This is a genomic window from Microvenator marinus (assembly GCF_007993755.1).
Taxonomy (GTDB): Bacteria; Myxococcota_A; Bradymonadia; order Bradymonadales; family Bradymonadaceae; genus Allomicrovenator; species Allomicrovenator marinus.
The window spans coordinates 3,224,341-3,238,463 of record NZ_CP042467.1 but is presented as its reverse complement, the minus strand read 5'-3'; the positions used below and the strand labels follow the sequence as shown (position 1 = coordinate 3,238,463).

Genomic DNA, 14,123 nt, shown 5'->3' with positions numbered 1-14,123 from the left:
CTAGAAGTAGATGGTCAGACCGAGGCTTACGGTCTCAGATGCGCCGCCGAAATCGCCACCGTAGAGGCCAGAATCATCCGTGAATCCGAAGCCCTGGTAGAGATATTTTCCGCCAATCGCGAGGCTGTCGAACCTCAAGTTTGCGCCGAGGCCCAGGCGGTATGCGCCACCGCCGGTGTTCTCCACCAGGATTGCGTCGCTCAGCACATAGCCACCAACACCTGCAAAGACATAGGGCTCAAAGATCTGAGCGATCGTAGGCTGCAGCTTGAGGTCGAAGTAGAGGCCGAAGAGTCCAAGCTCGGTCTCGTTGGTTCCCTCAGGGTCGAAGGTGTAGCCTCCGCCATCGAGTCCAAGCTCCATGCCGAGGTACTCACCTTTCCCGCCGAGGGCCACGTTCCAGCCGATCCCCGGCAACGCGTCGTCTGAAATGGTGTTCGAAGAAAACCCGCTCACGCCGATTCCGCCGGTGACGTACACATCGATATTGCTGCCCGTGTTGGCGGTTGATCGTGTGGCCGGCTCACCGTAATCGTTCGAGTACTGGCGCCGATATTGATGCCGCTCCGCGTAAACCGGACGAGAGTTTCGGTACGAGGTGGTGCGGTGCCGCGTGGTGGTACGCGACCGGTAGCTCTGAGCGCGCGTCGAAGTACCAGACGAGCGATATACGCGGGTCTCGGTCGCGCGGTAGCCCTGAGGAGCTGAGCGCGTGGTCGTCGTACGGCTCGTCGTTCGGTTCGCGGTTGAACGAGTCGTTGTAGGACGGCTCTTCTTCTTTTTCTTGGTTTCAGTTCGCTTTGCGCCAGCTCTTTTGTGCGTGCGTTTTCCGCTCTTTGAAGAGGAGTCAAGCACCTTGCCCTGTGCATGGGCGTCTGCCGGACTAAAAGTCGCAATGGCCGGGATGCTAAGTCCCAATGCGGCGATGAGGGCGATGGTGTTCTTGAGGTTCATATCGGACTCCAGCTCGTTTCTTCAGTCTACACCATACTATACGTATCGAAAGTTCCCTTTATTCAAGAATTATCCTGAGCCAACGCTCTATTATTAGCCTCTAGAGTCGCAAAGTACGCACATTGGGTTCGTGCTTCACAACTCTGGCACTGGGGTGCGCGCCCACAGACTTCGCGCGAGAAATCCAAAAGAGCATAGCCAAACTCGCTCGGGGTGTAGCCATGACTGAAGAGAGCATCGACGTGGTCCAACAACCACTTCTTCCGTCGAGTTTCCCCATCCCATTCAAAGCCGAGGTACCGACCGAGCAGCCTCACCACGTTGGCGTCAACAAAGGTTGATGACGTGTTCCGGTGTAAAACCATGAACGCGCCCGTAACGTATGGGCCAACACCAGGCAGCTTCATCAGCTCATCGGAGCTATCTGGTACACCATCTGCGATATTCGACGCTAAACCAGGCAAATACTGCGCACGCCAGCGCAGACCAAGACTGTGAATGGCTTGCTCCACCTCTTCCACAGGTGCAGAGGCCAGGCTTTCGGCCGTGGGATATTTGAAGAAGAAATCCACGTATAACCGCTTAACCGCTGCGGCATTGGTACGCTGTAGAAGAACTTCCGTAATCAGACGTTTCCAATCAGGCTCGGAAGAATCTCGCCACGGATAGTCAAAATGCTCCTGGACCCACCAGTTCATCATAGTATGCTGGAGCAGTTCTAGTTTTTCGTCAGCGGCCTGTTGGGACATTCGAACGAGTGGTTTCTATGAAGAGAGGATACCTTTCCGACCATTTTACTGCGATCGCCTACAAGAGACTTTCAGCGGTTGAGGTGGATCTACGCAAGTCGAATCAACATGAGTTCAACGGCAGTGCCGCTCTCAAGCGTGTGCTTGGCTCAGCGCGAAGAAAGCTAGAGGTGGACTTCATGTTCCTGACGGATGATGAACCACCCATCACTGAGCGCGTGCAGCTGACCTGGTACGACTCCAGAGAAAATGTCCCCACTCGCAGTGCGGAGTACCGGCTCTATTTCCCCGGTAATCCCGTTATGGATAGCGCATCAGTCAACGATCTCTTGGTGATTGGAGAACGCCCCGGCGGTGGTTTTCTCTTCATGGTGGTAAAGGCGAGTTCTAGCATTGAGAGGCAAATCTCGTGGTTGTTTCAGATCTCAAACACGACGGATTCTTTCCAAGAGAAGCATGATGAATTCTCGAAGGTCGAACTCGAATACACAGCCCAACTCATTCTGGAAGAGATAGGGATAGAACCTACGCCTCTGCAGCCCAACTATCTGGAACAGATGCTCTTTCAGTTTGATGGGCGGTTTCCCTCGACAAAGGTCTTTTCGGAGTTCGCTCGTAACACAATCGAGACGACCTCAAACGATCCCGACACTTATCTGATAAACTTGATGGAGTGGGAAGAATCGCTCTTTCGCACATACGAAGCCCACTTCGTGGAGAAGCGCTTGGCCCAGGGGTTTGAGGATGTAGATGATTTCATTTCCTACTCGCTCAGCGTTCAGAATCGCCGTAAATCGCGCGTGGGGCACGCTTTCGAGATTCATGTTGAACACATCTTCTCAACACGAGAGATACGATTTGAGCGGGGAGCTTTGATTGACGATCACTCACGACCGGACTTTCTTTTTCCAGGTTCAAGAGAATACCGCGATCCCGCCTACCCCGAGGTGAACCTCGCTATGCTTGGGGTGAAATCGACATGCAAAGACCGTTGGCGACAAGTCCTTGCGGAGGCGCGTCGAATTCCGCGAAAACACTTGCTTACGCTTCAGCGGGCAATTAGTGAAAACCAAACCGATGAGATGCGGGCCAATAACCTACAGCTCGTTGTTCCAACCGGTTTTCAGGCAACCTACTCGACCACTCAGCGCGAATGGTTACTTGGACTCGGAGATTTTATTGAGACGATCGAAGAACGACAACGGCTTCAACCTTAACCCGTTGACTCGCCACAAAGATGTTGATATTGAACATGTGTTCAGGGGTTTCTTATGAGCTTAAAATTTATCGACTTGTTTGCGGGGGTCGGAGGCATTCGACTGGGCTTGGAACCGATTGGGGCTCATTGCGTCATGACTTCTGAGATTGATAAGTATGCAAGGCAAACTTATCAGGCCTATTTTTCTGAAGACCCTTCTCACGTGTGGAATGAGGATATCACCCAGATTCATCCGGAAGACGTACCGGACCACGACATCCTCGCAGGTGGGTTTCCATGCCAGCCGTTTTCGATCGCCGGGGTATCGAAGAAGAACTCTCTTGGAAGGGCGCACGGATTTAATGACCCGACAAAGGGAACCTTGTTTTTCAACATCAAGGAGATTCTGGCAGCGAAACGCCCAAGAGCCTTTCTGCTGGAAAACGTCAAAAACCTTAGAGGGCACGATAAGGGCAGAACGTGGCGGGTTATCGAACATGCGCTGAATGAAATCGGATACGTTTTCACCTCCAATATACTGGATGCAGCGGATGTCGTTCCTCAGCACCGTGAACGTGTTTTCATCATCGGTTTCGACCGCGAGTATTTCGACTTAGATCAACCTGAGTACGATTTCACGGCCTTCTGGGAGGAGGTCGCCGCAAATATGGAGCGTGAACGCGAACGAGAGCGCCTCCGGTACCGCGCCAAGGATGACTGGCCCCGTGTTCGCTACATCTTAGACAAGAAGGTAGACGAACGCTACCAACTCAGCGACGGGCTTTGGGAGTACCTAAAGGAGTACAAAGCCAAACATCGGGCAAAGGGTAATGGCTTTGGCTACAGCCTCTTTGACGGCTCCGAATCGTATACAAGAACGCTCAGTGCTCGTTACTACAAAGATGGCTCGGAAGTTCTCATAAACCACGCAGGGTTTGAGAGACCGCGCCGTCTCACACCAGCAGAATGCGCACGTCTACAAGGGTTTCCAAAGGATTTCGTCGAAATGTTCCGTCGCGAGAACTCGCCAGTCAGCGATAGTCAGGCCTACAAGCAATTTGGGAACTCAGTATGTGTCCCAGTCATCGGCGCCATATCCGGAGCTATGTTGGAAGTCTTAGAAGGTCGGATACCATTCGATGTTTCCCAGGAAAACTATCAGATCTGTCTAGTTTGAATTCCTGAAGCTTCAAACGATATGGCAGCCTCAATCGATCGAGGGCTAATCAAGTAGCAGGACTTTGTCGCGCTTGTTGTTCCTTGTGCCGCTTCCGCTACTTGAAACACAGCTAGACGTAAAGCCTTAGTCGCGATTCAAGCAAAACTTACGATCGCGGGAAACATCTTGCGGAAATTCCCCCTTTTCAAGATAACCTGCTATGTGGAGCAGACATGCTTGCATAGCCTCTTCGTCAGAAAAACCGTAGTCAGTCCATACTAGCGAATCAAGGTAGTTGCTGGCAAGCTTGTAATAAGAGAGGTAAGAGCCATACCGTCTATAGTCTCTTGTTAGTCCGTACTTGTCAGCATTCTCTTTCAAAGTCGTGGACCAAAGAGTAGTGCAAGGATCGCGTTCAATAAAATCACACAAGCCAGTGGCAAAGGTTTGGGGAGGCTCTTCTTTCGGGAAAACAACCGTGCCATAGTTTGGATAGTCTGTCGTTGAGCCGTTTGCGATCGAGCGTAGCCGGGTTTTTTTCTTGCAAGAGCGCACTGAGGTTATAGATGTTTTCAAAAGTGAGTCATGAGTATGGGCCCAATACCAATGAAGACGGCTACTCAATAGTTTGGCATGGAAAAACAGGTCGGCAACCGGACCTATATCAGAGCTAAATCCTAGTTCGGGTAGAAAAAATCTCATTAAAGCGTAGGAGCTTGAAAAGTCTGCCGGACTGTAATGCGTCAAGAAGACAGTATCCGCGCGTGATTGGATGTGACGTGTCAAGAAATCGACCTGAGACTGTTGGATCCAACCGTTAATGCCCTTCAGTTCATCCAATTCACTTGTTGATACGTTAAGAAAAGCATTTTGATCGTAGTGCGAAGAATCCCCAATCAGAAAGAGGGTATCCGGCATAGATAGGACGAAAGCAAAAAAGCAGTTTAGTCCGACGTCTTCGATTGGCACGCCCTGAACTACGTTACATTCCATTTTTGGAAACGATGATACATAGGAAGCGCTTGGTACTGTTTCACGTAATATCGCGAGGCTTGCCTGATTGATTTGTTCGAATGCGTTGGCAATCTCATACTTGGACAATGTGTTGCCTATGCCACATGTTGCTTCTCGCAGATCCCCAGTGGTTGTCATACCTGCGGCTAGATAGTCGTGGTTTCCCATAGCTAGAAAGACTGGTGCAAATTTCTGGATGTCTAGCACTGCGTCGATGAGGCGTTGAAGTTCATCTTTGCAACCATTGTTGAGCGCATCGCCGAGGTAAAAGAAAACCTGGGCTCCTTTTTTGTGGGCCTCTTCAGCGATCAGCTTTAAACCAACTCCTGCAAATTTTACTTGAGCTGCAGTTCTGCGAGCGGAGTTTGAAAATATATCAGCCCAACCGCTGTTTAGTGTTGTCGCTTGGATCCCGGGGTGAGTGCTTTGGAACTGTGTGTCGGCTAAGAGACCGATCGCGAGCGTGTTAGTAGGGGGACTTTGGGTAGGGCTAACGATCTTCGGGGAATCGTGTGCACAACTACAAATCACAAATGTGAAAAGAAGATAGAGACTTTTAACTGTTTTCAACAAAGGTTGCTCCAAAGGTCACTGGTTGGAATACATTTATATAAGCCGGCATTGTTCTAGTCAGAAATCTGTTTTGAATCCCTCAAGGCAACCACCAGTTGCATCTCACGGTCTCATCGAATTCGATGGCACACGCAGGGTGAGAATCTCCAAATCCCTGGATCAGTGGAGCATTAGGAAAGAGCGTCGGAAGCGTTGGGTTCACAGTCGCAGTGTAGTTGAACATTGACCCATGGTTATCCCCCCAGCACCAAACACTGCCGTCGTGTTTGGCGGCACATGTCACATTTCCAGCACTCAAGGTAGCCACATCGTTTAAGCCGCTCGCTTGGGGCTGACTCGCACCATGACCTGTGTTTGTTTGATTTCCCCAACACCACACAGTTTCATCGGTCCTTAGTACACAGGTGTGTTCCGCTCCTGCGATGACCAGCACAGCATTGGTGACACCCACAACTGCATCGGGGAACGCCCCATTGCTCACGACGTAAGGTGAGGATTGTCGGTTTCGATTGTCACCCCAACACCACACGCTTCCGTCACTCTTTCCCGCACAAGTGTGCAATTCCCCTGCATCCACGATCGTGGCATCACTCAGCCCACTCACTTGGACGGGAGTTGTTACGATGTTTGGAGCTCCGGGAACACCTACTCTGGCAGTTCCGTTGCGCCCCCAACACCACACAGACCCGTCGTTCATGCGTGCGCATGCGTGTTCTCTTCCAGTTGCTACCTGGACGGCGTCAGTCAATACCGATACCTGAACCGGCACGTTGGATATAGCGAGGGTTCCATTTCCTAGTTGGCCGCTAGTGTTATCGCCCCAACACCAGACTGTACCATCGGTCTTTACGGCACAAGCGAAGCGGTAACCAGTGCTTATTGAAATGACGTCTTGCATGCCTAGTGCCTGTCTCGGGGTCGTAGTAGGGGAAATGTTGTCTCCGGTACCTTGTTGTCCGTAGTCATTGAAGCCCCAACAAAGGACGTTTCCACTGCTCAGGGCACATGTTGGCGATCCTGTTCCGGATACCTCCTGTGCCTTGAGGTTCCAGTTCCACTGGGCAGTCAAGGTGTGGTTGCCGGCAATGCTTACCAGATCGGTTTCGGTTACAATGCTCCCGCTACTGGTCTGCCATCTCAAGAATTCGTGACCAAGCCGTGTGGGAGTTGGTAGCCCGGTGTAGGGGCCGTCAAATGTAAGTTGCAGCGTGGAAGCTGGCGTCAATCCATCGGCAAAATCGAGCGTTACCGTGTACGTATTGGCTTCCCACTGCGCATAGAGGCTGTGGTTGGAGGCGATGTCTACGGTCGAAGAAGAGGTGATCAGTTGCCCGCCTGAAGGCTGACTATACCAGCCTAAGAAGCCATAACCCACACGACTTATATTGGTGGGGAAAATGCCACCGTAGCTCTGACCGTAGGTGACTGCCGCAGGATTCGTGGTTGGAGTTCCACCCTGCGTGTCCAATGTGACCCAGTACTGGTTAGCCTGACATGTTTGCTGGTCCGCCTGAAGCGTGTAGCCCGTATCACAGGCGCAGGTGTAGCTACCCGGGGTGTCCTGACACACCTGAGCACACGTGTCTGTCTCTTCAGCACATTCATCGATATTTTCGCACGAGAGGTGATCTGCCGCGGCACGATATCCGTTTGCGCAGTCTTCACACGCCGTGCTTGCGTCGAGGTCATGGTCGTACTGATTACCGGTGCATGCGGTGGGTGGGCTGATTCCTCCCGCACAATAGACCCCCTCGCCACAGGAGGCGCACGCTGTGGTGGCGTTCAGGTCGTCGTCAAACGTGCCCGCAGGACAGGCCTCACGCGCCGTAGCGCCTTCTGGACAATATTCTCCGGCGGAGCATGGCAGACAGGTCGACGCATTTATCTGGCTCGCGTAGGTCCCCGCCTGACAGGTCGTGCACGTTCGGTTGGTGGTGGAGGTGCCGTCTTGTGCGGCGTTGCCGGCCTGGCAGTCCTGCCAGGGCTGACATGCGGTCGTAGCACTCGCATCATGGTCCCAGGTGCCTGCGGTGCAGGTCACTTGAGGGTCAGTCCCTCCAGGGCAATAGGTTCCGGCGGAACATGCGGTACACACGCGGTCTTGAGTGGCAGAAGCTGCGCTGGTTTCATGCGTTCCGGCTGCGCAGATAGTCCAAGCAGTGCAGGTCGCTGCGTTTTGACCCTCGCTATACGTTTCGGCCGCACACGGTGTACACTCGCGATCGCTGAGGCTCGTGCCGTCGGCTTGAACAAATTGTCCCGCAGTACACACGGTCCAATTGACGCACGGGGTCGCCGGGTTCGCATCGTGGTCCCATGTCTCAGCGGTGCAGGACTCCTCGGGTGCCGAGCCCCCTGCACAATAGGAGCCGGCTGGACACGGATCACATACGGCTGGCGTAGTAGCCGTGGCTTCTGCGACCTCGACCGTGCCGGGCGCACAGGCACCAAACGGGGTGCAAGTCATCACATTGTTCTGGTCGGAATAGGTGCCTTCGGGACACACGTCAACATTGACGGTTTGTGGTTGCACTGCCGGCTGCGAATACGTATTGACCCGGCTCACACGTCGACCAGCTCTCGCACGCCGTCGCTGCATCCTGGTCGTGGTCCCACGTGTCATTCTCACAACCTTGCGATGATGAACTTCCTCCTGGGCAGTAGGTTCCGGCGGCACACGCAGTGCATACACGGTCTGATGTGGCCGAGGGTGCCGCGGTTTCACGGGTACCTGCAGCACACACCGTCCACCCCAGACATTGTGTGGCATTGGAAGTATCGCTGAAGGTGTCCGCGGGGCAGCTCGCACAGGTCTGGTCTGAGAGGTCTGTGCCAGCCACTTCCACAAATTGACCCGCGACACACGCGGTCCAGACGCGACAGGGTGTCGCAGGATTGGCGTCGTGGTCCCAGGTCCCATTGCCGCAGCTCACCGCAGAGGCACCTGCACCGGCACAGTAGGTGCCTGGCTCACAGGCCTCACACACGGCAGGTGCGGTCTCGGTCGCGGGTGTGATTTCCACACTCCCCGCATCACACGCACCGGCTGGAAGGCAGGCCTCGACATTGGGTTGTGTTGAGAACGTGCCTTCGGCACAGGCCTCACAGCTCTGATCCACAAGTGCCGAGCCAGGCGTCTTTACGTACTCACCTGCCTCACAGGTCGTCCAGTCCACACAGGTGCTCGCCGGGTTTTGGTCGTGATCCCAGGTGCCTGCAGGACAATTCACAGGCGGTACGTCGTCACCGGCACAGAAGGAGCCGGTCTCACAGGTTTCACACTCAGGCGCCTCATCTGCGGCTCCCGGGCTGACCTGATAGGTCCCCGCCGGGCACGCCTCAAGCGGGGTACACGTTGCAGAATCGGGGAATTGGGTAAAGGTCCCCTCAGGACAGGCCTCACACGTTTGATCTTGCGTCGAGCTTCCGGCGCTCGTGACCGAGGTCCCTGCGGGACACGTCGTCCAGGGGGGGCACGAAGCGGCGTCCTCGTCCGTCGAGAAGCTTCCCGGGGCACACGCCGCACATCCACGATTCTGGCTGGCCGATGGGGATTGACTCACATACGTCCCCGGCTCACACGTCTGCCATGCCTGACACGTAGTGACATTCTCACCTTCTGAGAATGTCCCTTCAGCGCATGTCTCACATACGCGGTCTTGAGTCGCAGACCCCATTTCGGCAATCCGCTCGCCTGGCTGACACGTGGTCCACGACGTACACGCGCCATTGCCATCACCAAAGGTGCCTTCAGGGCACGCGACACAGGTCGCATCACTCACAGCACTGCCACTTTCTGGTGCAAAGCCCGGCTCACAACTCTGCCAATCCTGACACTCGGTCGCGGCATCCTGGTCGTGATCCCATGTCCCGTCTTCACACTCAACAGGCTCACTCTTGCCATCACAATACGTGCCTTCGGGGCACGGTGTACACTCGGCACCGGTCTCTCCTGCAGCACAGTCAGAAGGCGGCATGGTCCCGTTTGTGTCACCCGGTGTTGAGGGGGGTGAGCTATCTCCACACGCTGCTACAAAGAGCAGCGCAACAATGATTCCTGCGATTCGCATGTCTTCTCCAAGAACAATATGATTTTGTCGGTAGGACAAGGCTGACAAACCGCGCCGAAACCTGTCAACGGAAAACCCGGCCATTTTTTTGATTAATTTAAAATTCGGCATATAGCGTGCCGCAACGCCCGTTGGTTGCGTCATCAGGTGACGCAAGGTGTCGATTTTTTGTCGCTTTTTTGGGTGGGGTTTTTATGTGAAATCTGGGCTCCACTTTCCTGATAGAGAGTCAGGGTAACCACCAGCCGTATCTCACCGTCTCATCGAATTCGATTCCGTGAAACGGGATGGTACTGCTGAATCGTTGAATAAGAGGAGCATGGGGCATTAGCGTAGGAACCTGGTAAGACGTCACTACAGATCCATAGTCGAAGAAATTGTTGACGTTACTGGGTCCCCAACACCAGACGCTTCCATCATGTTTCGCTGCGCAGGTAATCTCCCATGCAGACACATCTGCGACATCCGTTAAGTTCAACACGGCCTGGGGATACGACGAAGAAGGGTTCCCTGTCCTAGTTGCTTGGCCCCAACACCACACGGTCCCATCGTTTTTCAAGGCGCAAGAATGTGTGTACCCAGTTGTTACTTTAACCGCATTTGTGACACCTACCACTTCAACCGGACTTATATTAGAAACACATGACGTGCAGGCACTGCTCTGCCCGTACTGATTCCAGCCCCAGCACCACACAGTACCATCGTTTTTAACCACACACGTATGGTGCACGCCAGCTTCCAGGTCAATCGCCCCCGAAACTCCGGGCACTTGAACTGGAACTAACGAAGGCGCTCCGGTTCCAGTCTGCCCGTACTGATTCCTCCCCCAGCACCACACTGTGCCGTCACCTTTGAGGGCACACGTATGGAATTCTCCGGTACCTACTTCAACAACATTGTTTAGCCCTACCACCTGGACCGGTACATTGGATGAACTGGTGGTCCCATCCCCCAGTTGGCCGTAAGTATTGAGTCCCCAACACCAAACCGTTCCATCACTCTTGACAGCGCACGCAAAAACACCTGCACTTATCGAAATGACATTATTCATGCCCAATACCTGTCTTGGTGTGGTATGGCTGCTGATGAAGTCACCGGTCCCAAGTTGACCGTAGTTGTTATCCCCCCAACAGTACACGTTTCCACTGCTGATCGCGCATACCGGTCCCGCTCCCACCCATGTCCCTGACACTTGTTGTGCCTTGAAGTTCCAGTCGCTCCACTGGGCAGTCAAGGTGTGGTTCGCAGCAATGGACACAAGATCGGTTTCGGTCACTTCTGTCCCATCACTTGTCTCCCAACTCAAGAAATCGTAACCGACCCGGGTGGGAGTTGGCAGCCCGGTGTAGGGAGCGTCAAAGTTGACATGAAGTGTGGACGCTGGCGTAAATCCATCGGCAAGATCGAGCGTTACCGTGTACGTATTAGCTTCCCACTGCGCATACAAGGTGTGGTTGGATGCGATGTTTACGGTTGCGACATTCGTAATGAGTTGCCCACCTGAAGCCTGAGTAAACCATCCCAAAAAGCTATAGCCCACCCGGGCAATGTTGCCAGGGAAAATGCTACCGTAGCTCTGACCGTAGGTGACTGCCGTAGGATTCGTGGTTGGAGTTCCGCCCTGCGTGTCCAATGTGACCCAGTACTGGTTGGCCTGACATGTTTGCTGGTCGGCCTGTAGCGTGTAGCCCGTGTCACAGGCGCAGGTATAGCTACCGGAGGTGTCCTGACACACCTGAGCACAGGTGTCCATCTCCTCGGCACATTCGTCGATATTTTCGCACGAGAGGTGATCTGCCGCGGCACGATATCCGCTCGCGCAGTCTTCACAGGCTGTGCTCGCATCGAGGTCATGGTCGTACTGGTTGCCTGTGCAGGCGGTGGGTGGGTTGAGTCCTCCCGCACAATAGACACCCTCGCCACAGGAGGCGCACACTGTTGTGGCGTTCAGGTCGTCGTCAAACGTGCCCGCAGGACACGCCTCACGCGCCGTCGCGCCTTCTGGACAATATTCTCCGGCGGAGCATGGCAGACAGGTCGACGCATTCATCTGGCTCGCGTAGGTGCCCGCCTGACAGGTCGTGCACGTTCGGTTGGTGGTGGAGGTGCCGTCCTGTGCAGCGCTGCCGGCCTGGCAGTCCTGCCACGGCTGACATGCGGTCGAAGCACTTGCATCATGGTCCCAGGTGCCTGCGGTGCAGGTCACTTGAGGGTCAGTCCCTCCAGGGCAATAGGTTCCGGCGGCACACGCGGTACATACGCGGTCTTGAGTGGCAGAAGCTGCGCTGGTTTCATGCGTTCCGGCTGCGCAGATAGTCCAAGCAGTGCACGACGCTGCGTTTTGACCCTCGCTATACGTTTCGGCCGCACACGATGTGCACTCGCGGTCGCTGAGGCTCGTGCCGGTGTCTTGAACAAATTGTCCGGCAGCACACACCGTCCAATTGACGCAGGGGGTCGCCGGATTGGCGTCGTGGTCCCATGTGTCCGCGGTGCAGGATTCCTCGGGTGCCGAGCCCCCCGGGCAATAGGAGCCGGCTGGACACGGATCACATACGGCTGGCGTAGTAGCCGTGGCTTCCGTGACCTCGACCGTCCCGGGCGCACAGGCACCAAACGGGGTGCAAGACATCACATTGTTCTGGTCGGAATAGGTGCCTTCGGGACACACGTCGCATTGACGGTCAGTAGTCGCACTGCCGGCCGTGGCTACGTATTGACTCGGCTCACACGTCGACCAGCTCTCGCACGCCGTCGCTGCATCCTGGTCGTGGTCCCACGTGTCATTCTCACAACCTTGCGATGATGAACTTCCTCCTGGGCAGTAGGTTCCGGCGGCACACGCAGTGCATACACGGTCTGATGTGGCCGAGGGTGCCGCGGTTTCACGGGTACCTGCAGCACACACCGTCCACCCCAGACATTGTGTGGCATTGGAAGTATCGCTGAAGGTGTCCGCGGGGCAGCTCGCACAGGTCTGGTCTGAGAGGTCTGTGCCAGCCACTTCCACAAATTGACCCGCGACACACGCGGTCCAGACGCGACAGGGTGTCGCAGGATTGGCGTCGTGGTCCCAGGTCCCATTGCCGCAGCTCACCGCAGAGGCACCTGCACCGGCACAGTAGGTGCCTGGCTCACAGGCCTCACACACGGCAGGTGCGGTCTCGGTCGCGGGTGTGATTTCCACACTCCCCGCATCACACGCACCGGCTGGAAGGCAGGCCTCGACATTGGGTTGTGTTGAGAACGTGCCTTCGGCACAGGCCTCACAGCTCTGATCCACAAGTGCCGAGCCAGGCGTCTTTACGTACTCACCTGCCTCACAGGTCGTCCAGTCCACACAGGTGCTCGCCGGGTTTTGGTCGTGATCCCAGGTGCCTGCAGGACAATTCACAGGCGGTACGTCGTCACCGGCACAGAAGGAGCCGGTCTCACAGGTTTCACACTCAGGCGCCTCATCTGCGGCTCCCGGGCTGACCTGATAGGTCCCCGCCGGGCACGCCTCAAGCGGGGTACACGTTGCAGAATCGGGGAATTGGGTAAAGGTCCCCTCAGGACAGGCCTCACACGTTTGATCTTGCGTCGAGCTTCCGGCGCTCGTGACCGAGGTCCCTGCGGGACACGTCGTCCAGGGGGGGCACGAAGCGGCGTCCTCGTCCGTCGAGAAGCTTCCCGGGGCACACGCCGCACATCCACGATTCTGGCTGGCCGATGGGGATTGACTCACATACGTCCCCGGCTCACACGTCTGCCATGCCTGACACGTAGTGACATTCTCACCTTCTGAGAATGTCCCTTCAGCGCATGTCTCACATACGCGGTCTTGAGTCGCAGACCCCATTTCGGCAATCCGCTCGCCTGGCTGACACGTGGTCCACGACGTACACGCGCCATTGCCATCACCAAAGGTGCCTTCAGGGCAAGCGACACAGGTCGCATCACTGACGGCACTGCCACTCTCTGGTGCAAAACCGGGCTCACAACTCTGCCAATCCTGACACTCGGTCGCGGCATCCTCGTCGTGATCCCATGTCCCGTCTTCACACTCAACAGGCTCGCTCGTGCCATCACAATACGTGCCTTCGGGGCACGGTGTACACTCGGAACCGGTCTCTCCTGCAGCACAGTCAGAAGGCGGCATGGTCCCGTTTGTGTCACCCGGTGTTGAGGGGGTTGAGCTATCTCCACACGCCGCTACAAAGAGCAGCGCAACAATGATTCCTGCGATTCGCATGTCTTCTCCAAGAACAATATGATTTTGTCGGTAAGACAAGGCTGACAAACCGCGCCGAAACCTGTCAACGGAAAACCCGGCCATTTTTTTGATTAATTTAAAGGGCGGCATATAGCGTGCCGCAACCTCTCGGTGTCGCGTCAGCGGGTGACGCAAGGCGTCGGTTTTTTGT

Annotated in this window: 8 protein-coding genes; 2 read left to right on the top strand and 6 right to left on the bottom strand. The window is 55.2% G+C overall.

Annotated features, from left to right (window positions below):
* Together FRD01_RS13285 and FRD01_RS13280 are read right to left on the bottom strand one after the other, a co-directional pair.
* Nucleotides 1-954, bottom strand: a complete 954-nt coding sequence (locus FRD01_RS13285; RefSeq protein ID WP_146960389.1) for a porin family protein — start codon at nt 952-954, stop codon at nt 1-3.
* Between the two features lie 62 nt (nt 955-1,016).
* On the bottom strand, nt 1,017-1,655 hold the full coding sequence (locus tag FRD01_RS13280; RefSeq protein ID WP_249755610.1) for an endonuclease III domain-containing protein: 639 nt from the start codon (nt 1,653-1,655) through the stop codon (nt 1,017-1,019).
* Nucleotides 1,656-1,720: 65 nt separating this feature from the next.
* Here FRD01_RS13280 and FRD01_RS13275 point away from each other — a divergent pair, with 65 nt between their 5' ends.
* On the top strand, nt 1,721-2,920 hold the full coding sequence (locus FRD01_RS13275; protein ID WP_146960385.1) for a type II restriction endonuclease: 1,200 nt from the start codon (nt 1,721-1,723) through the stop codon (nt 2,918-2,920).
* Nucleotides 2,921-2,974: 54 nt separating this feature from the next.
* Nucleotides 2,975-4,078, top strand: coding sequence for a DNA (cytosine-5-)-methyltransferase (gene dcm / locus FRD01_RS13270; RefSeq protein WP_146960383.1), 1,104 nt, complete (start codon nt 2,975-2,977; stop codon nt 4,076-4,078).
* Between the two features lie 126 nt (nt 4,079-4,204).
* Here dcm and FRD01_RS13265 read toward each other — a convergent pair whose 3' ends face one another.
* The 4 genes from FRD01_RS13265 to FRD01_RS13250 all read right to left on the bottom strand — a co-directional run bounded on the left by FRD01_RS13265 (nt 4,205) and on the right by FRD01_RS13250 (nt 13,951).
* Nucleotides 4,205-5,647, bottom strand: a complete 1,443-nt coding sequence (locus tag FRD01_RS13265; RefSeq protein WP_249755609.1) for a metallophosphoesterase family protein — start codon at nt 5,645-5,647, stop codon at nt 4,205-4,207.
* Nucleotides 5,648-5,726: 79 nt separating this feature from the next.
* Nucleotides 5,727-8,180, bottom strand: coding sequence for an InlB B-repeat-containing protein (locus FRD01_RS13260; RefSeq protein WP_249755608.1), 2,454 nt, complete (start codon nt 8,178-8,180; stop codon nt 5,727-5,729).
* On the bottom strand, nt 8,155-9,717 hold the full coding sequence (locus FRD01_RS13255; protein ID WP_249755607.1) for a tumor necrosis factor receptor family protein: 1,563 nt from the start codon (nt 9,715-9,717) through the stop codon (nt 8,155-8,157). The genes FRD01_RS13260 and FRD01_RS13255 overlap by 26 nt, the downstream gene beginning before the upstream one ends.
* 229 nt (nt 9,718-9,946) lie before the next feature.
* Nucleotides 9,947-13,951 (bottom strand): RCC1 domain-containing protein, encoded by a 4,005-nt coding sequence (locus tag FRD01_RS13250; RefSeq protein WP_249755606.1) that lies wholly within the window; start codon nt 13,949-13,951, stop codon nt 9,947-9,949.
* Nucleotides 13,952-14,123 lie beyond the last annotated feature (172 nt).